This window comes from Flavobacterium plantiphilum (genome assembly GCF_046000495.1).
Taxonomy (GTDB): domain Bacteria; phylum Bacteroidota; class Bacteroidia; order Flavobacteriales; family Flavobacteriaceae; genus Flavobacterium; species Flavobacterium plantiphilum.
Genome location: NZ_JBELQA010000008.1, coordinates 2,893 through 20,756 on the forward strand (window position 1 = coordinate 2,893; position 17,864 = coordinate 20,756).

Genomic DNA, 17,864 nt, shown 5'->3' on the forward strand with positions numbered 1-17,864 from the left:
GTGTCATCAAACCAATAAACTTTTTCACCAATAGCGTCTACAGTAATACCTATGGCGCCATAGTTTGTTGCCGAAGTATTCAATACAACATCTTGCCGACTTCCTCCCGAAAGACTTTTTGATTCTATCTTTCTTGCTTCATAGTTTGGCCAGTATAACTGTTGGTATAAAGAAACTGGAATTGAAGAAAGTGTAGTAAAACTAACCTCATTTCCATAGGCTGTTCCTACGCTATTAATGGCATAGGCTCTTACATAATAAGTCGTTCCAGCAGTTAGTCCGGTAATAGCCTCTGAGAAAGTCCCTGTTCCGGTTCCGTCTTGTATTTTTGTATTCGAAGTGGTTGGATTAGTAGAAGTTCCATACACAAAACCTCGTTCTGTTACCGTTGCACCACCATCGGCTGTTACATTACCACTAAAAGTAGCACCAGTTGCGGTGATGGTAGTTGCTGCTGAAGTAGTTACAGTAGGAGAAGTACTAGTCAAAATTGTACCAGCATTTTTAACCCATGTAAAAGCATCAACTCCAAGATATTGAAAATTTCCACCTCCTGTAATCTGCAATTCATCAATTACAATATTACTGTAATTTTGCCCATCTAAATTTGTAAGATCTATTAAAGTATATCCATTTGTAGAACCTAAAGACGTGACAAATCCAGTTGTTTTTGTATGAGTAAATTTAGTTACGCCATCAAGCTTTCCTGTAATTGTAAGAGTTCCGCTTACATTTAAGTTCAGGTTACTAGCAGAGGCATAAACCCAAAATCTATTTACAGTAAATAGATTTGAAGTTGTTTTGATACTAAATGAAGTTCCTACAGATTGATTTGCAGATCCTGTGTTATCAATGTACCTGTTATCATTTGCAGTACCATTCCACCCTGTGTTAGGGTAAGCCCCCTGAATATCGTAGGTATTAACATTTGAAATGATATTAAATATCACTCCGTTATCCGTGAAACTTGAACTTGCATTAGATTCATCTTCAAATTGTTCTATGGAAGTTTGTGCTCTAATATTTAATGAAAATACACAAAGCAACCACAATAAAATAAAAGTAAAGTTGTTTTTCATAAGCAGGTGGGGGTATTTATTAATAAAAATTGTAGCCAAATATACAATAAACAAAATATAAAATTTAAAAAACACTATTGCTGTTTTGGCTTTTTTTATTGCTTCTTAATATTTTAATAACAATCATTTTTGAATTGATTGATTTTAGACAGAAAAATGAATTCAAGTTCAGAAAAAAACGGCTCCCTTTTGAACTTGGTCCATAAAAAAAAACCTCTAAAATCAATGACTTTAGAGGTTTGTAAAAATTTGGTGGGCGATGAGGGGTTCGAACCCCCGACCCCCTCGGTGTAAACGAGGTGCTCTGAACCAGCTGAGCTAATCGCCCTGTTTTATTAGGTTGCTATCAGTTTGTGATTGCGAGTGCAAATATACAATGCTTTTTTGAATGTGCAAACAAAAAAGTAAAATAATTATAAAATTTCTGCAACTACAAATGTGCTTCCGCCTACATAAATAAAATCATTTTTCATGGCTTTATTTTGTGCGGTTGCATAAGCATCTGAAACAGAGTTGAATGTTTGTCCGGTTAGTCTGAATTCATGTGCTTTTGTAGCTAAAACAGATGCTTCTAGTCCGCGCGGAATATCAGGCTTACAGAAATAATAAATTGCATCTTTAGGAAATAAAGGAAGCACTTCGTCTAAATCTTTGTCGTTTACTACACCTAAAACAATGTGTAATTTTTCAAATTTCTCTTTTTGAATTTGATTCAGTACAATCTCAAGTCCGTTTTTATTATGTGCGGTATCGCAAATTACTTTTGGGTTTTCATTGAGCTGTTGCCATCTTCCCAGAAGTCCTGTGTTCTTGACTACGTTTAATAAACCTGATTCGATATTGTCTTGATTAATGCTAAAATCAGTTTGCTCATTCAGAACTTTAATAGTTTGAAGTACTGTTTTTTTATTGTGAATTTGATAATCACCAATTAAATCTGATGGATAATTATTCGAAATTAAATCGGAAGCAAAATAGATTGCAGCATTATTTTCTTTGGCTTTTGCCAAAAAAACATTTTTTGTTTCGGCTGTATATTCTCCAATAATAACCGGGATTTCTTTTTTGATAATTCCAGCTTTTTCAGCGGCTATTAATTCTATAGTGTTTCCTAAAAATTGAGTATGATCTAAGCCGATATTAGTGATTACTGAAGCTAGGGGAGTGATGATATTGGTAGCGTCCAGTCTTCCACCCATACCAACTTCAATAACGGCAATATCTACTTTTTCTTTTTCGAAATAAGCAAAAGCTAATCCAACGCTCATTTCGAAAAAACTGATGTCATTGGCTTCAAAAAAAGTTTTGTTGGAATTAATGAAATCACAAACAAAAACCTCGGTAATTTCTGTTCCGTTTATTTTAATACGTTCTCTAAAATCTTTTAAATGGGGAGAGGTATAAAGACCTACTTTGTAGCCTGCTTCTTGAAGTATTGAAGCTAGCATGTGCGAAGTAGAACCTTTTCCATTAGTGCCCGCAACGTGTATGAAATTTAAATTTTGATGGGGATTACTAAGGTGATTTATCAGTAAATGGGTGTTTGTTAAATCTTTTTTGTATGCAGAAGCTCCCTGTAATTGGTACATTGGAAGTTGGTTAAACATCCAGGCTGTAGTTTCTTGATAATTCATTTTTTAGTGTAAAATTGTTCCAATATTATTCACCCAATTTGAAATTCACTGTGATGAAACCTATTTGGGTTTCCGGAGCATTAGCATCTGGTTGCCATTTGTATTTTCTGGCTGTAGCCAATGCCGGTTCTATTAAACAAGGATTAGTATTGGTAGTTCCTTTAGTGTATTTAGCAGCAATTACATTACCATTACGGTTTACGGTAATTTGAACTACTACGGTACCAAATTCGTTACACTGTTGAACTACTTTCCCCCGGCTGCTAATTTTTCTTCCATTTAATCCCCAACCGCTTCCTGTTCCGCTTCCGCTTCCTGAACCATAGTAAGTGTTTGCATAAGGGTTACCGTTTAAACTGCCTTTGTCTCCGGCTTTATCATCGTTTCCTTCACCGCCTTTAGCTGTTCCGTCTGATTTTGGACCATTAATTAAGCTTGATAAAGCATCCGTAGTGCTTTTGGAAGGTTTTGGACTTTCTTTGGGTTTTTCTTTTACCTCTTCTTTAGCGATTTGTTTGGTCGGCTGAACTTTTTTAGCCTGTTTCATTACGACCGCTTCTTCAATATCCTGCGATAATACATCGTCATTGCTGGCTGTGGCTTGTTTGGCCGCAGTAGCTTTTGGTGCTGATTGGATGGCTTCTGTTGGTTGTATGTTTCCGCTGCCAAATTCGGTTGTACCAAAGTTAATGGCTATTCCGTTTTCTGGTGGAGGATCTAAAGAAGTAAGCCCGAGATATAAAAACAAAACAAATAGTATCACAAAAATGATAGTTGTGATAGCAAATGATTTTTTTTCTTCTTCTGTTTCTAAATATTTCATGTAGAATAAATCTGTTTTTTCTTGAAAGCCAGGTTGAATTATTTAGGTCTTACGGCTAAAACAACTTTAATTTGATTTCTGTTTGCAATGTCTAAAACGTTAACTGCTTTTTCTATTGGAACACCTTCTTCAGCTCTTAGAATAATAGCTTTGTTTTGGTCAGCAGCAACTATTGCTAATAATTTTGCCTCCAATTCGTTTTCCGGAACAGCTTCTTTGTCAATAAAAAACTCTAATTTTTTATTAATACTTACCGCAATATTTTTGTTACTGTCCGTTTTTCCTTTTGCTTTTGGTAACACTAAATCAAGTGCATTAGTGGTTACCATTGTCGAAGTCAGCATGAAAAATATCAATAACAGAAAGACTATATCTGTCATGGATGACATGTTGAATTCGGCGCTAACTTTATTTCTTCCTCTTAAATTCATAATTATGCAGGGTCATTTAATAAGTCTAAAAAGTCAACCGCATTGGCTTCCATTTGGTGTACAATTTTATCGGTTTTTACTACTAGGTGGTTGTAACCTACATAAGCAATAATTCCTATTACAAGTCCAACAACAGTAGTGGTCATTGCTGTATAAATTCCTTCAGAAAGTGCGCCAACTTCAATCTGACCACCGGCAGTAGCCATTTTGTGGAAAGCCTGAATCATTCCCACAACTGTTCCTAAGAAACCTGTCATAGGTCCGGCACCTGAAATAGTAGCCAGTAAACTTACATTTTTTTCCAGCTTGTTTATTTCCAGTTTCCCCGCGTTCTCAATAGCAGTATTGATGTCGTTTAAAGGTTTGCCAATTCGGGAAATTCCTTTTTCAATTAATCGTGCTACAGGAGATTTAGAATGAGCACAAGCCATTTTAGCATTGTCAATACGTCCGTTTTTAATGTTATCTTTAACAAGGCTCATGAAATTGGTGTCGATTTTTGAGGCTGCATTGATGGCCATCAGACGTTCGAAATAAAGATATAAGGCAACAAAAAGCATTAGGAATAATGCTGCCATTATTATTTGACCTGCTAATCCTCCGCTGGTTAGGAGTTCGATGATCGATATGGTTTTTTCAACTGGAACCGCTTCGGCTAAATTTTCACCTGCAACAGATAAGGTATCTGCTTGTAACAATATACTCATATAATTTTTCTTTGTTATTGAAACGCTAAGATATTATAAAAATTGCGATTCTATTGGATAAAATTCGAAACAAATAACACTAAGTTTTTGTTTATTAAGGATAAATATATCCTGCGCTATGGTCTTTTTGGGCACCGGTAACACTGCTCAGAGTATTGATTTCGTTTCTTAATTTTAAAATACCAAGCAGAGCAAAAATCAAAGCTTCCTTAAATTCCAGCATTTTCTTTTCAGGAATGATTAATTTCATTTCAGGTAAATAATGTTGAATTCTCGAAATTAGAAAATCATTATAAGCGCCTCCACCTGTAATTAGAATACTTCCTCTTTTCGCAGGCAAAGCCAATGCTGTTTGAAAAGCAATGTGTTCTGTAAAAGTTCTTAATTTGTCTTCGATAGAAATTGCATAACTTTCGATTATGGGTAAAACCGTTTCTTTTACAAATTCAAATCCCAAGGATTTTGGGTGTTGTTGTTGGTAAAAATCCAATTGATTTAAGGCTTTAAATAATGTGTTATTGATTTTTCCTGTTTTCGAAATGATTCCTTTATCGTCATAATTCAATCCCAATTGATTGGCATAAAAATTCAAAACGGTATTTACTGGCGAGATGTCGAAAGCAATTCTTTGATTGTTTTCTTCGAAAGATACATTCGAAAATCCGCCTAAATTCATGCAGTAATCATAATTAGAAAATAAAATCCGATCGCCAATAGGTACTAACGGAGCGCCTTGTCCTCCTAATTGTACGTCCTGAACTCTAAAGTCGCACACGACTTTTTGATGGGTTAAAGCGGCTATTTTCGGAAGATTTCCTATTTGAAGAGTAAATCCGTTTTGGGGTTGGTGTAAAATGGTATGACCATGAGAACAAACGGCATCCAAATCTTTGATTTGGTGTTTTTCAATAAAATCAACAATAATTTCAGAGAGCAGTTGGGTGTAATTCCGGTTTAGTTTTTCTAATGTTTCCGTAGAGAAATCAACAGCACTTTTTAATTGATTAATCCAATCATTACTGTAAGCTACGGTTTCACACTCCAGAATTTTAAAATGCCATTGATTGTTTTTTATTTCAAAATGGATGTGAGCTAGATCAACTCCGTCAAGCGAAGTGCCTGACATAACACCAATTACATTGTAGAAATCTTTTTTCATCGACAGAGAATCGTAAGCAATTAAAATATTAAAAACTTAAATTGTATTTTTTAAATAAAAGTAAGTAAATTTAGAAAACACAAAATCAATAAACGAAGATTAGGTGTTGAATATTAAAATATTTTTTGGACCCAAATAGTTTTTCAAAACCGATTGAAATAGCTGTTTATAAAAAGTGTTGTTATGGATTTTAATTTGACCGAAGAACAAAAAATGATTCAGCAAGCTGCCAGGGATTTTGCACAAAACGAATTATTGCCGGGAGTTATAGAAAGAGATGAGTTTTCTAAATTCCCAACCGAGCAGGTAAAAAAAATGGCCGAACTGGGTTTTCTGGGAATGATGGTCGATCCTAAATATGGCGGTTCGGGAATGGACAATGTTTCTTATGTTTTAGTGTTGAGCGAAATTGCAAAAGTGGATGCTTCGGCTGCAGTGATTATGTCTGTAAACAATTCACTAGTTTGTGCGGGTATGGAAAAATATTGTAGCGAAGAGCAAAAACAAAAATATTTAGTTCCGCTGGCCAAAGGGGATATTATTGGTGCTTTTTGTCTTTCGGAGCCTAATGCAGGTTCTGATGCTACTTCGCAAAAAACAACCGCCATTGATAAAGGAGATTACTATTTGTTAAATGGAACAAAAAATTGGATAACTAATGGCTCGACAGCTTCTACTTATATTGTTATGGCGCAAACGCATCCTGAAAAAGGACATAAAGGAATCAATGCATTTCTGGTAGAAAAAGGATGGGAAGGTTTTACCATTGGTCCTAAAGAAAAGAAAATGGGAATTCGAGGTTCAGATACGCATTCTTTACATTTTAATGATGTGAAAATTCCCAAAGAAAATCGAATAGGAGAGGATGGTTTTGGATTTCATTTTGCGATGGCGGTTTTAAATGGCGGTCGGATTGGGATTGCTTCTCAGGCTTTAGGAATTGCTACAGGTGCTTATGAATTGGCTCTGAAATATTCGCATGTGCGTGAATCTTTTGGGAAAGAAATTTTTCAACATCAGGCTATCGCATTTAAGTTGGCTGATATGGCTACTCAAATCATGGCTGCCAAAATGCTTTGTTTGAAAGCGGCTTCCGAAAAAGACGAAGGAAAAGATATTACCCAATCCGGAGCGATGGCTAAATTATATGCTTCTCAAACCGCAATGGATGTTACTATTGAAGCCGTGCAAATTCATGGTGGAAATGGGTATGTGTCTGAATATCATGTGGAACGTATGATGCGCGATGCAAAAATTACCCAGATTTATGAAGGTACATCAGAAATTCAGCGAATTGTCATCTCGCGGACATTAACTTCTTAAAATAGCAATTACTTTTATCCCAAAGTTGTCTTTTATGTATGAAGATTTAAAATATTGGTACCTGCGTGATCATAAGTTGTTTCGGACTTTGAGTTTTTCTCAAATCAAACAATTGTGTATCATTACAGGTTTCAGGAAAGCCAGTAAGGGAGAAATTATTTATTTTTCTTCATCAGATGTACCGAGAATATTTTTGCTTAAAAAAGGAAATATCAAAATTGTTGCTGTAGATGAAGAAGGCAATGAAGTCCTAAAAGATATTATCCAGAAAGGAGATTTGTTTGGTGAATTGACTTTAGAAAATGATTCTGAATCTAATGAATATGCTAAAGTGCTCTCTGATGATGTAGTAATTTGTAGTTTTCTAATGTCTGATTTTGAAAATTTATTACTTCAGCATCCTTCTTTAGCGCTTTCTTATACCAAATTTGTTGGTTTAAAAATGAAACGCATTAAAAATAGTTATGCCAATTTGGTTTCTAAAGATGCTAAAACAAGATTGTATCAGTTTCTAAAAGATTGGGCAGAGAAAGAAGGTAAGCAGGAAGGGAATGTGGTGACTCTTGAAAATTATCTTACTCAAAATGAAATCGCTCAGATTATATGTACTTCCAGACAAACGGCAACCCAATTGCTCAATGAAATGGAGTCTCAGGGAATGTTACTGTATAATAGAAGAGAAATAGTGATTACTGATATCAGGCAATTGTAGTTTTTTAATAGAACTGTAAACTAGCCGACAATACGCAGTTCAAAACGATATTACCTTTACATTAAATAAAAATAATATCATGAAAAAAATAATCAGCTTAGTTTTGTTAGTTATCGGATTTGCAGGGAATGCTCAAAGCGGTTTGCCACAAGAAGCAACCGATATTGCTCCTTTATTGATAGGAGAAAAAATCCCAAATAGTACTTTGAAATCCATTGATGGAAATGCTGTTTCTTTAAAAACAGTATTGGGTAGAAAAAGAACCATTTTAGTTTTTTATCGTGGCGGTTGGTGTCCGTATTGTAATTTGCATTTGGCAGCTTTGGGCGAAGCCGAAAAAGAATTATTGGATTTAGGATACCAAATTGTTGCTATAAGTCCTGATGCTCCAAAAAATTTAAAAGTGACAGAAGAAAAAGACAAAGTAAATTATCTTTTGTTATCTGACAGTAATGGAGATCTGGCAAAAGCTATGGGAATTGCTTTTCAGGCACCAGATAAATACAAATCCATTTTGACCAAAGGTTCTGATGGTGTTAATACTAATTTCTTGCCTGTTCCTTCGGTTTTTATTGTAAATTTAGATGGCGAAATTGAATTTGAGCACATTACGCCAGATTATAAGCATCGTATTTCGAATGATTTATTGGTTGCTGCTGCAAAATCTTTAATAAAGTAGTCGTGAAAACTTCGGTAGTTATTTGGGTATTGCGTGTAGTTGTCGCTGTAATTTTATTGCAAACGCTCTATTTTAAATTTACAGCTGCACCAGAGAGTGTGTGTATTTTTTCGAAATTAGGTGTAGAACCTTATGGACGAATTGCAACCGGAATTTTGGAACTCATTGCAGCCGTTTTAATTCTAGTGCCTCGAACGAGTTGGATTGGAGCGCTGTTGGGGTTCGGATTAATGAGTGGTGCTATTGTTTCTCATATTTTTGTTTTGGGAATTGAAGTCCAAAACGATGGCGGGACTCTTTTTCTGTTAGCACTTTTCGTTTGGATAAGTTGTATTGTTTTAATTTATAAAGATAAAAGTAAGTGGTCTAATTTGTTGAATTTAAAATTCTAATATGCTTTTACCATCCATAAATAAAAGTTTAAATGAATTGGTCAATTTGTTACGGCAATTGTCAACTGATGAATTTACAAATCCATGTGCTGAATTGAGCCATGCCAGTATTGGCGAACATTGCAGACACATTATAGAAATGTTTCAATGTTTAGAAAATCAATTGGATTCAGGAATTATTAATTATGACCATAGGGAACGCAATCAATGCATTCAAACTGATGTGGAATATGCTATAGCACAAATTCTAGCTATCCAAAACGGATTGAGAAATGAAAACAAAAATCTCGAATTACAGCAGTTTGTTGAAGGCGAGGAAATCCGAATTCAAAGCAATTATTTTAGGGAATTGCTCTATAATTTAGAACATTGTATTCATCATCAGGCATTGATAAAAGTGGCAATTTTAAAATTTGAAAATATAAGTGTCGATGCTAATTTTGGCGTGGCTCGTTCTACTATCGAATTCAGAAAAAAATGTGTACAGTAAGTTTTGTAAATAGCAATGGCAGAATTTTTATTACGTCTAATCGGGATGAGAAGATTATAAGACCCAGTGCCATTCCTCCAAGAAATTATACCGTAAATGGGAAGAATGTGATCTTTCCAAAAGACCCAAAAGCAGGTGGCACCTGGTATATTGTAGATGAAACCGGAACGGTACTCGTTTTATTGAATGGTGCAGAAGAAAAACACAAACAAAAATCCTTTTACAGAAAAAGTCGCGGATTGATTGTTTTAGAATTGATTAGCGAAAATTCGCCAAAAGATTTTTGGGAACATATAAATTTAGAAAACATCGAACCTTTTACTTTGGTTTTGTTTCAAAATAATCAGTTGTTTCAGCTACGCTGGAATGGAACAGAAAAAGAAAAATTAGTTTTGGATACCAATGAAAAACATATTTGGTCGTCATCTACGTTGTATTCCAGCCAAATTAGAAAAGAAAGAGCCGATTTGTTTTATGCGTTTTTAGAAAATAAAGGATTACTTTCGGAATCCGATATGTATCAATTTCATCGGTATGCCGATGAGGAAAATACCGAAAACGGTTTGGTGATTAATCGCAATGGAGAAACTAAAACCTTGAGTATTACCCAATCGATAATTGAAAAAAATAAAGTAGCAATTGTGCATTATGATTTACTTACCAATGAAGATTTTACCACTTCATTTATCATTGTTTAATATTGTAGGATTGTTAAGAATTAAGAGAATGAAATTACTGCTGCATAAAATTTTTCATTGGGAATATTGGCCTTTTCAAGTGGTTTATATTCCCATTTACTTTCTTTGGGGCTATTATGCCATTAGAGCCAAATCGCTTTTTTTCTTTAATGCATCCAATCCGAGTATAAAAAATGGAGGGTTTATTATGGAATCTAAAAAAGCCATCTACAACTTAATTCCACAACAATATTATCCTAAAACCGAATTGGTAAAAGAAGGAACTTCTATTGCAGAAATTGAAAGCCAATTGGAGCAATCAGGGATTCAATTTCCATTAATTGCTAAACCGGATATAGGTTTGCGTGGTTCCGGCGTGAAAAAAATTAACAGTATTACCGAGTTGAATCAGTATGCACAAAAAGCTAATTTTGATTTTTTATTACAGGATTTGATTCCATATGAAAATGAAGTCGGGATTTTTTATGTGCGTTATCCCAATGAAAATAAAGGCAGAATTACTGGAATTGTTTCTAAGGAATTTTTAATCGTAGTAGGCGATGGAATCTCAACGATTGAAACTTTAATAAAAAAGAATCCACGATTCGAATTGCAATTAGCTACTTTGCAAAAAGAATATGGAACCCAGCTTTTAGAGGTTTTAAAAATAGGAGAGAAGCGCAATTTAGTTCCTTATGGTAATCATGCCCGTGGTGCTAAATTTATCGATGGAAGCCATTGGATTTCTCCAAAATTAGAAGCTACTATTGATGCTATTTGTGTACAAATACCCGAATTCTTTTTTGGAAGATTAGATGTAATGTATACTACTATGGAAGAATTAGAATCGGGTAAAAACTTTGCTATTGTGGAGTTGAACGGTGCTGCCAGCGAGCCTACGCATATTTATGATCCTGTTCATTCGGTGTTTTTTGCCTGGAAAGAATTAGCCCGACATATCACCTATATGTATGAAATTAGTTTGTTGAATAACAAAAAAGGCGTTCCGTTTTTATCACATAAAGAAGGAATGAAAGAATATCGAATGCATTTGGCGCAAAGTCAAAAAATTGTCAATTTCTAATGATGAAGATAATTCAAAATATTGCGGTTGGATTTATAGTTAGCTTTTTAGGTTCCTTACCATTGGGTTATCTTAATATTGTTGGGCTTGAAGTGTATTCTAAATTGGGCTTGGAACCTTTAGTGTTTTATATTTTAGGAGTTGTTTGCATAGAAGCTTTTGTTGCTTATTATACTTTAATATTTGCGCATCAATTGGTTCAAAATAAAAAGCTCATGAAAGGGATTGAGGTTTTTGGAGTATTCTTTTTGTTGCTTGTTGCTTTTATTTTTTACCAAAAATCATCGCACACAGTTCATGGCGAAGGATATTTAAATGCCTATTTGCAATGGCCTGTTTTTGCAGTGGGTGTTTTCTTGAGCTGTCTTAATTTTTTACAAATTCCTTTTTGGCTGGCTTGGAACCTGTATTTTCTTAATGGCAATTATATCAGTATTTATAAGCGATTGAAATTTCATTATGTAGGTGGAACTATGGTGGGGGTTTTCTTTGGAATGCTGTTTATCATTTATTTTTTGGATAAAATTCATAAGCAAATTGCCTTTTTAACTGATTATATGGTACCCGTAATTATTCCTGTTTTCTTTGTTTGTATGTCTGGATTGCAAGGGTATAAAGTGTACAAAAAGTACTTTTATAACAAAATAACATTAGAAGAAAAGGAATCTGAATAGGTTCATTGATTTTGTTTATTTTTGTGGTATGAAGAAAATTATTATCACAGGAACCAGCAGAGGAATCGGATTTGAATTGGCTTTAAAGTTCGCCAATGCAGGACATCAGGTTTTGGCCATTTCGAGAAAAATACCTCAGGAATTAATTGCAAATGAAAATATTACTTGCCTTTCAGTAGATTTAGCAAACGAATCCGATTTAGTGCAAGTAGAACAATTTCTTTCTTCCACCTGGAAACAAGTAGATGCTGTGGTTCATAATGCAGGGAGTTTAATTTGTAAACCCTTCGAAACTCTAACTCAAACTGATTTTGAAAATGTATATAAAGTCAATGTTTTTGCTGTTGCAAATTTGACTCGCATTTGTATTCCGTTTTTGCAAAAAGGAAGCCATGTGGTTACTATCAGTTCTATGGGAGGCGTTCAGGGAAGTTTGAAATTTGCGGGTCTTGCCGCTTATAGTTCCAGTAAAGGAGCTGTAATTACGCTTTCGGAATTATTAGCCGAAGAGTACAAAGAACGCGGTATTGCTTTTAATGTTTTGGCACTTGGAGCCGTACAAACCGAAATGTTAGAAGAAGCTTTCCCAGGTTATCAGGCACCTATTTCGGCGGAAGGAATGGCAACTTATATTTATGATTTTACACTAAATGGAAATAACTATTTTAACGGAAAAGTATTAGAAGTTTCAACGACAAACCCTTAAAGAAGTTATAAGTTAAACGTTAAGAGTTAAGTGAGATTTGATTAATTTTTTTATAGTATTTATTGTTTGAATTTTACTGATACCCCATAACCCATAACTCACAACCCATAACTTAAAAAGAATTGAGCGATACATTAGCTAAATATATTCCAGAACATGCAGTCAAACCTGTTTTTGAATTGATTGTAGAGAACAGGGTGCATTTAAAAATCGTTAACGAACGTTTGACACGTCATGGTGATTATAGAAAAGCGGTGAACGGAAAACATGAAATTACCGTAAACGGAAGTTTGAATAAATACCGTTTTTTAATTACGCTTATTCATGAAATTGCGCATTTAGTGGCTTTTGAAAAATTTGGTCGCAACATCAAACCACATGGAAACGAATGGAAGTATGTTTTTCAGCAACTGATGGTTCCTTACATTCGACCTGAAATTTTTCCCAATCAATTACTTCCTTTATTGGCAAGACATTTTAGAAATCCTAGTGCTAGTAGTGATACAGATACCACTTTGTCGCTTGCTTTAAAACAATTTGATCCCCAAAACGATAAGAATTATGTTTTTGAAATTCCTTATGGAAGTATATTTCGAATCAAAAACGGAAAGGTTTTTAAGAAAATAGCGGTGCGTACCAAGCGTTTTGAATGCTTAGAAATTAGTTCCGGAAAGCTATATTTATTTAACCCAAATGCTGAGGTGGAGTTGCTGAAAAATTCAAATTAAAAAATCCCAAATTCCACTTTATAATAAAACTGGAATTTGGGATTTTTTATTCTGTAAAAGTTGTTTTTAATATCCTTTTAAATAAGCTTCTCTTACTTTTCTAAATAAATTAGATGAATAGACAAAATCAACTACAGCTTGGTTATCTGTTTTGAAAATTTCTTCTTTGCTACCTTGCCATTCTTTAAGTCCATTTTTTAAGAAAACAATATTGTCTCCTATTTCCATAACTGAGTTCATGTCATGGGTGTTGATTACAGTGGTAATGTCGTATTCCTCGGTAATTTCCCTGATTAGGTTGTCAATTAATATGGATGTATTGGGATCTAATCCCGAGTTAGGCTCATCACAAAATAAATATTTGGGCTTGTTTACAATGGCACGGGCAATAGCTACACGTTTTTGCATTCCGCCTGAAATTTCAGAAGGTAATTTATTATGGGCATCTGTCAGCGCAACTCTTTTTAAAACAAAATCCACACGTTCTTTAATTTGTGCTTTGCTGTTATTGGTGAACATTCGGAGAGGAAAAGCTACGTTTTCTGCTACTGTCATGGAGTCAAACAGAGCGCTTCCCTGAAATACCATTCCAATTTCAGTTCGGAGTTCTCTTTTTTCATCGTCGTCCAGATTCGAATAAATCCGGCCGTCAAACTCAATAGTGCCAACTTCAGGATGGTGAATTCCTAATAAACTTTTTAATAAAACCGTTTTTCCGGAACCACTTTGTCCTATGATTAAGTTGGTTTTTCCTGTTTCAAAAACAGTACTTATTCCTTTCAGAATTTTACTGTCTCCAAATGATTTTTCTATGTTTTTTACTTCTATCATGATCCTAATAACAACTGAGTTAATATATAATTAAAAAGTATGATGGATACTGATGTCCAGACAAAAGATACGGTACTTGCTTTTCCTACTTCTAATGCTCCACCTTTCATATAATAGCCGTGAAACGATGGTATGGTTGCCAGTAACATTGCAAAAATGAACGTTTTTATAAAAGCATAAGTAATATGAAACGGAATAAACTGCATTTGGGCACCGGTAATAAAATCATTACTGGTAGTAAAACCCCCGTAAACTCCGGCAAGCCATCCTCCAAAAATTCCTAAGAACATACTGATTCCAATGACAAATGGATATAATAATAAAGCGATGATTTTAGGGAAAACTAAATAATTTAAAGAGTTTACTCCCATCACTTCCAGAGCATCTATTTGTTCCGTAACACGCATAGTTCCTATACTGGAGGTAATAAATGACCCCATTTTTCCAGCCATAATTACCGAAATAAAAGTAGGAGCAAATTCAAGAATTACCGATTGTCGGGTTGCAAAACCAATAAGGTATTTTGGAATTAAAGGATTTGTTAAATTTAAAGCTGTCTGAATTGAAACAACTCCACCAACGAAAAAAGAAATAAAAGCAACAATACCAAGTGAATCTATAATTAAATCGTCTATTTCTTTAAAAATAAGATTGCGCATTACAGACCATTTAGTCTGTTTATTAAAAATTTCTTTCAGCATCAGGAAGTATCTCCCTAGTTGTGATATATAGCGGATAAGCATCATAGTTTTTTGATTATGGGCTAATTTACGAAATTAGTTATAAGTTATGGGGTATGAATTACGGGTTTTTGTTTAGAAAAGCTTCTCTTTCATTTTTTTTAAGCGATAATTTCGAATAAATTTTGCTTGTTCTGTATTGACCATTAATGGTTTTTTTTCTGATTTTGCTTTTAGAAAACCATTGATATAATCAAAAAACAATAAAGGTCTCTTTTTCATAAACGATAATTTTGCCGAAGCGATTGCTGTAATCCAGAATCCGTAACCTAAAGTGTAAAAAGCTTCGCCTTGTTTGTAACGGGCTGTTTTGTTATAATTAGCGCCGGTAGGTTTTAAGTGTTTTACATGTAAGCTTTCATCTGTGACAATTTTCCAATTATAGAATTTACAAAGTAATTCGTCTACAGTGTCCCAGCCCATCTGTGGTTTTAAACCGCCAATTTGTTTAAAAGTTTCTTTTCGGTACGCTTTTAATGCACCGCGAATGTGATCTTTATCGGTTAAGTTTTCCAGAACCCAGTCGCCATTTTTTTCGATATAACAAAATCCTCCCACCATCCCGATAGTTGGATCAGAATTAAAATGTTTGGTAATAGTTTCGAAATAATTAGCGGGAAAAATTAAGTCAGCGTCTAATTTTAGAATAACATCATAATCTTCATCCAGAGTTTCAAAACCTTTCTGAAATGCCTGAATTACTTTGCTTCCGGGTAAATGAATGGCGCTTGATTTTTTTTCTACCAGTGTAATAAACGGATTTTCTTTGGCGAAAGCCAAAACAATTTCAGCAGTTCGGTCGGTAGAATTATCATTTACAATTACCACTTTTTTAGGTAAAAGCGTTTGCGAAACCAAGGATTCTAAAGTCTGGGCAATAAATTCTTCTTCGTTGTGAGCAGGAATAACTAGGTAGTAGTTCATTGTGATAATTATGAATTATAAATTGTAAATTCCAATAACATAATTTGTGACAATTTTTGAATCATTCAATCTTTTAATCATTCAATTTTTCAGCAAAAACAATGTAGTATCTGGGTGTGAAATAACGTAATAAGGGTCTGAAACCTAATTTTTTTACAGGATGAGTGAATTTTTCTCTCGCTGTGATTGTCCAGCCAGTTTTTTCTAAAAGCCAGTCTAATTGCCAGTCTTCAAATTCATGATAATGTCTGTCCCACATATCAGTTTTACTTCTGTAAGCAGGAGAAAACCATAGTCGTAACGGGATTGAAATTACTAACTTATCGCATGTTACATTTTCTAAAACGGTATAAGGATTTAATAAATGTTCGAAAATTTCAAAAGCAGTAAAAACAGTGTAGGATTCCATTTGTAAAGCCGTTTGGTCTTTGTCTAAATCTTCACCTTTAGTGTTTTTTACCTGATATCCGTTTTCTTCCATGATTTTTGAAAATGGATTTGGAACCCCTAAATCAAAAATGGTTTCAGAAACGGAAACGTGTTTCTTTAAAAAATTTAAAGTGTGCCTGAATCTTTTATTAGGAAATGTTTTTTCGTACATTGTTTACAGCGTTATAATAGCAACGGCAAATGTACGAAGATATATTGCTTCTATAGTGTTTTTTATACCGCAAATTCGCAAATTAGAAAACACTTAAGGGATGAAATAATTTGCGAATTTGCGGTTGAATTTTTATGTTTTTGCTTCTAATTAATGAAAAATCCGCAACTTAAATAATTTCAGGTTGCGGATTTAATTATAATTGATTCTCAAGACTAGTAGCGGTAAACAAAAGCATTAATGTTCATTCCGGCACCTACAGATGCAAAAATAAGAATATCTCCTTTGTTGATTTCGTGGTCTTTAATTTGTCCGTTTAATATCAAATCAAAAAGTGTTGGAACTGTAGCTACACTACTGTTTCCTAAATCATGAATACTCATAGGCATAATATTATCCGGAGCAGTTTTGTCATATAATTTGTAAAAACGGTCAATGATAGCTTCATCCATTTTTTCATTAGCCTGATGAATCAGGATTTTTTTAACGTCTTCTATTGCAATACCACTTTTATCCAGGCAGCTTTTCATAGCTGTAGGAACGTTGCTTAGTGCAAATTCATAAATTTTTCTACCATACATTTTGATGTATTTGGTATTTTGGTCTAAGCCTGGGTGGTATGATTTTCCGTAGAATAAAAATCCCGCTTCTTCTTCAGTATAAGAGGCAGTTTCATACGAAAGCATTCCGGTTTCGTTATCAGAAGCTTCGATAATTGTTGCTCCGGCACCGTCAGAATAAATCATCGAATCACGGTCGTGATCGTCTACTACTCTCGAAAGCGTTTCAGCACCTATAACCAAACAACGTTTTGCCATTCCGGATTTTATAAAAGCATTCGCTTGTAAAACCCCTTCAACCCATCCGGGACAACCAAAAATAAGGTCATAAGCCACGCATTTTGGATTTTTAATCTGTAATTTATGTTTCACACGACTGGCTAAACTTGGAATCATATCCGATTGTACACTCCCAAATTTCACATCGCCAAAATTGTGAGCAAAAATGATATAATCAATGGTTTCCGGATCGATTCCTGCATTTTTAATTGCTTTCTGTGAAGCTAGGAAAGCCAGATCAGATGTGTTGTAATGACTTTCTGAATAACGCCTTTCTTCAATTCCGGTTATTGCTTTGAATTTTTTTATAATAACTTCATTCGATTGTTTGATAGGTGTTCCATCTTCATTTAAAAATTGATGAAGTTCAAAGTATTTGTCGGAAATCACTCTTTCGGGAATGTAACTTCCTGTTCCAGTTATTTTTATTTTCATTAGGCTGTTTCCATTAAAAATAATAGCGATAATTTAATATTTTCAAAACAAAGAGAAAATAGTAAATGCTATACATTTGGCAAAATTACTGATATTTTTTAAAGAATTTTCAAAATCAGCTGCTTTTAATTTCTGATTTAAGAAAGTTGTTTGGATAAAAAATATTTAGTTGTATAATTTTCTGTGAGTTATAAAA

At 34.2% G+C, this 17,864-nt stretch carries 21 protein-coding genes and 1 tRNA gene; 10 read left to right on the forward strand and 12 right to left on the reverse strand.

Translation table 11 applies throughout. The features are described 5' to 3' along the window. From ABS764_RS13345 to ABS764_RS13375, 7 genes are all read right to left on the reverse strand, one after another. A partial coding sequence (locus ABS764_RS13345; RefSeq protein ID WP_408082305.1) for a hypothetical protein occupies window positions 1-1,079 on the reverse strand: 1,079 nt, incomplete at its 3' end. Window positions 1,080-1,329: 250 nt separating this feature from the next. Continuing rightward, window positions 1,330-1,407: transfer RNA gene (locus tag ABS764_RS13350), tRNA-Val, on the reverse strand. 85 nt (window positions 1,408-1,492) lie between these two features. After that, window positions 1,493-2,713 carry a bifunctional folylpolyglutamate synthase/dihydrofolate synthase gene (locus ABS764_RS13355; RefSeq protein ID WP_408082306.1) on the reverse strand — a complete coding sequence of 407 codons (1,221 nt, stop codon included), beginning with the start codon at window positions 2,711-2,713 and terminating at the stop codon, window positions 1,493-1,495. Window positions 2,714-2,738: 25 nt separating this feature from the next. Further along, entirely contained in the window at window positions 2,739-3,536 is a 798-nt protein-coding gene (locus ABS764_RS13360; RefSeq protein WP_408082307.1) for an energy transducer TonB family protein, read from the reverse strand. Between the two features lie 38 nt (window positions 3,537-3,574). Further along, window positions 3,575-3,967, reverse strand: a complete 393-nt coding sequence (locus ABS764_RS13365) for an ExbD/TolR family protein (RefSeq protein WP_408082308.1) — start codon at window positions 3,965-3,967, stop codon at window positions 3,575-3,577. A gap of 2 nt (window positions 3,968-3,969) precedes the next feature. Continuing rightward, window positions 3,970-4,674 (reverse strand): MotA/TolQ/ExbB proton channel family protein, encoded by a 705-nt coding sequence (locus tag ABS764_RS13370; protein ID WP_408082309.1) that lies wholly within the window; start codon window positions 4,672-4,674, stop codon window positions 3,970-3,972. A 94-nt stretch (window positions 4,675-4,768) separates the two neighbouring features. Next, on the reverse strand, window positions 4,769-5,833 hold the full coding sequence (locus ABS764_RS13375) for an anhydro-N-acetylmuramic acid kinase (RefSeq protein ID WP_408082310.1): 1,065 nt from the start codon (window positions 5,831-5,833) through the stop codon (window positions 4,769-4,771). A 183-nt stretch (window positions 5,834-6,016) separates the two neighbouring features. Here ABS764_RS13375 and ABS764_RS13380 point away from each other — a divergent pair, with 183 nt between their 5' ends. The 10 genes from ABS764_RS13380 (at window position 6,017) to ABS764_RS13425 (ending at window position 13,298) form a co-directional block, all read left to right on the forward strand. After that, window positions 6,017-7,156, forward strand: coding sequence for an acyl-CoA dehydrogenase (locus tag ABS764_RS13380; protein WP_408082311.1), 1,140 nt, complete (start codon window positions 6,017-6,019; stop codon window positions 7,154-7,156). 34 nt (window positions 7,157-7,190) lie between these two features. Continuing rightward, window positions 7,191-7,868 carry a Crp/Fnr family transcriptional regulator gene (locus tag ABS764_RS13385; RefSeq protein WP_408082312.1) on the forward strand — a complete coding sequence of 226 codons (678 nt, stop codon included), beginning with the start codon at window positions 7,191-7,193 and terminating at the stop codon, window positions 7,866-7,868. Window positions 7,869-7,947: 79 nt separating this feature from the next. After that, window positions 7,948-8,547, forward strand: coding sequence for a peroxiredoxin-like family protein (locus ABS764_RS13390; protein WP_408082313.1), 600 nt, complete (start codon window positions 7,948-7,950; stop codon window positions 8,545-8,547). 2 nt (window positions 8,548-8,549) lie between these two features. Further along, the gene (locus tag ABS764_RS13395; RefSeq protein WP_408082314.1) at window positions 8,550-8,939 is read left to right on the forward strand and encodes a DoxX family protein; all 390 of its coding nucleotides are present in this window, start codon (window positions 8,550-8,552) and stop codon (window positions 8,937-8,939) included. A gap of 1 nt (window position 8,940) precedes the next feature. Continuing rightward, complete coding sequence (locus tag ABS764_RS13400) at window positions 8,941-9,429, forward strand: DinB family protein (protein WP_408082315.1); 489 nt, start codon at window positions 8,941-8,943, stop codon at window positions 9,427-9,429. Beyond that, complete coding sequence (locus ABS764_RS13405) at window positions 9,417-10,127, forward strand: NRDE family protein (protein ID WP_408082316.1); 711 nt, start codon at window positions 9,417-9,419, stop codon at window positions 10,125-10,127. Before ABS764_RS13400 ends, ABS764_RS13405 begins: the two co-directional genes overlap by 13 nt. A 28-nt stretch (window positions 10,128-10,155) precedes the next feature. Continuing rightward, the gene (locus ABS764_RS13410; RefSeq protein ID WP_408082317.1) at window positions 10,156-11,190 is read left to right on the forward strand and encodes an ATP-grasp domain-containing protein; all 1,035 of its coding nucleotides are present in this window, start codon (window positions 10,156-10,158) and stop codon (window positions 11,188-11,190) included. Next, window positions 11,190-11,864 (forward strand): hypothetical protein, encoded by a 675-nt coding sequence (locus ABS764_RS13415; RefSeq protein WP_408082318.1) that lies wholly within the window; start codon window positions 11,190-11,192, stop codon window positions 11,862-11,864. The genes ABS764_RS13410 and ABS764_RS13415 overlap by 1 nt, the downstream gene beginning before the upstream one ends. A 28-nt stretch (window positions 11,865-11,892) precedes the next feature. After that, a complete protein-coding gene (locus ABS764_RS13420; RefSeq protein WP_408082319.1) occupies window positions 11,893-12,570 on the forward strand; it encodes an SDR family NAD(P)-dependent oxidoreductase in 678 nt (225 codons plus the stop codon). A 122-nt stretch (window positions 12,571-12,692) separates the two neighbouring features. Continuing rightward, window positions 12,693-13,298: a SprT-like domain-containing protein gene (locus ABS764_RS13425; protein WP_408082320.1), complete on the forward strand. Its 606-nt coding sequence runs from the start codon at window positions 12,693-12,695 to the stop codon at window positions 13,296-13,298. A gap of 66 nt (window positions 13,299-13,364) precedes the next feature. Here ABS764_RS13425 and ABS764_RS13430 read toward each other — a convergent pair whose 3' ends face one another. The 5 genes from ABS764_RS13430 to ABS764_RS13450 all read right to left on the reverse strand — a co-directional run bounded on the left by ABS764_RS13430 (window position 13,365) and on the right by ABS764_RS13450 (window position 17,668). Continuing rightward, entirely contained in the window at window positions 13,365-14,129 is a 765-nt protein-coding gene (locus ABS764_RS13430; protein ID WP_408082321.1) for an ABC transporter ATP-binding protein, read from the reverse strand. After that, a complete protein-coding gene (locus ABS764_RS13435; RefSeq protein WP_408082322.1) occupies window positions 14,126-14,875 on the reverse strand; it encodes an MlaE family ABC transporter permease in 750 nt (249 codons plus the stop codon). The genes ABS764_RS13430 and ABS764_RS13435 overlap by 4 nt, the downstream gene beginning before the upstream one ends. 69 nt (window positions 14,876-14,944) lie before the next feature. Next, entirely contained in the window at window positions 14,945-15,793 is an 849-nt protein-coding gene (locus tag ABS764_RS13440) for a glycosyltransferase (RefSeq protein ID WP_408082323.1), read from the reverse strand. Between the two features lie 73 nt (window positions 15,794-15,866). Then, the gene (locus ABS764_RS13445; protein ID WP_408082324.1) at window positions 15,867-16,394 is read right to left on the reverse strand and encodes a methyltransferase; all 528 of its coding nucleotides are present in this window, start codon (window positions 16,392-16,394) and stop codon (window positions 15,867-15,869) included. A 215-nt stretch (window positions 16,395-16,609) separates the two neighbouring features. Then, window positions 16,610-17,668, reverse strand: coding sequence for a 3-oxoacyl-ACP synthase III family protein (locus ABS764_RS13450; protein ID WP_408082325.1), 1,059 nt, complete (start codon window positions 17,666-17,668; stop codon window positions 16,610-16,612). Between the last annotated feature and the right edge of the window lie 196 nt (window positions 17,669-17,864).

Bases quoted from the DNA above. Each gene is read 5' to 3' on its own strand.
- ABS764_RS13355 (WP_408082306.1), bottom strand. From the start codon at position 2,713: ATGAATTATCAAGAAACTACAGCCTGGATGTTTAACCAACTTCCAATG.
- ABS764_RS13360 (WP_408082307.1), bottom strand. From the start codon at position 3,536: ATGAAATATTTAGAAACAGAAGAAGAAAAAAAATCATTTGCTATCACA.
- ABS764_RS13365 (WP_408082308.1), bottom strand. From the start codon at position 3,967: ATGAATTTAAGAGGAAGAAATAAAGTTAGCGCCGAATTCAACATGTCA.
- ABS764_RS13370 (WP_408082309.1), bottom strand. From the start codon at position 4,674: ATGAGTATATTGTTACAAGCAGATACCTTATCTGTTGCAGGTGAAAAT.
- ABS764_RS13375 (WP_408082310.1), bottom strand. From the start codon at position 5,833: ATGAAAAAAGATTTCTACAATGTAATTGGTGTTATGTCAGGCACTTCG.
- ABS764_RS13380 (WP_408082311.1), top strand. From the start codon at position 6,017: ATGGATTTTAATTTGACCGAAGAACAAAAAATGATTCAGCAAGCTGCC.
- ABS764_RS13385 (WP_408082312.1), top strand. From the start codon at position 7,191: ATGTATGAAGATTTAAAATATTGGTACCTGCGTGATCATAAGTTGTTT.
- ABS764_RS13390 (WP_408082313.1), top strand. From the start codon at position 7,948: ATGAAAAAAATAATCAGCTTAGTTTTGTTAGTTATCGGATTTGCAGGG.
- ABS764_RS13400 (WP_408082315.1), top strand. From the start codon at position 8,941: ATGCTTTTACCATCCATAAATAAAAGTTTAAATGAATTGGTCAATTTG.
- ABS764_RS13405 (WP_408082316.1), top strand. From the start codon at position 9,417: ATGTGTACAGTAAGTTTTGTAAATAGCAATGGCAGAATTTTTATTACG.
- ABS764_RS13410 (WP_408082317.1), top strand. From the start codon at position 10,156: ATGAAATTACTGCTGCATAAAATTTTTCATTGGGAATATTGGCCTTTT.
- ABS764_RS13415 (WP_408082318.1), top strand. From the start codon at position 11,190: ATGATGAAGATAATTCAAAATATTGCGGTTGGATTTATAGTTAGCTTT.
- ABS764_RS13420 (WP_408082319.1), top strand. From the start codon at position 11,893: ATGAAGAAAATTATTATCACAGGAACCAGCAGAGGAATCGGATTTGAA.
- ABS764_RS13430 (WP_408082321.1), bottom strand. From the start codon at position 14,129: ATGATAGAAGTAAAAAACATAGAAAAATCATTTGGAGACAGTAAAATT.
- ABS764_RS13435 (WP_408082322.1), bottom strand. From the start codon at position 14,875: ATGATGCTTATCCGCTATATATCACAACTAGGGAGATACTTCCTGATG.
- ABS764_RS13440 (WP_408082323.1), bottom strand. From the start codon at position 15,793: ATGAACTACTACCTAGTTATTCCTGCTCACAACGAAGAAGAATTTATT.
- ABS764_RS13445 (WP_408082324.1), bottom strand. From the start codon at position 16,394: ATGTACGAAAAAACATTTCCTAATAAAAGATTCAGGCACACTTTAAAT.
- ABS764_RS13450 (WP_408082325.1), bottom strand. From the start codon at position 17,668: ATGAAAATAAAAATAACTGGAACAGGAAGTTACATTCCCGAAAGAGTG.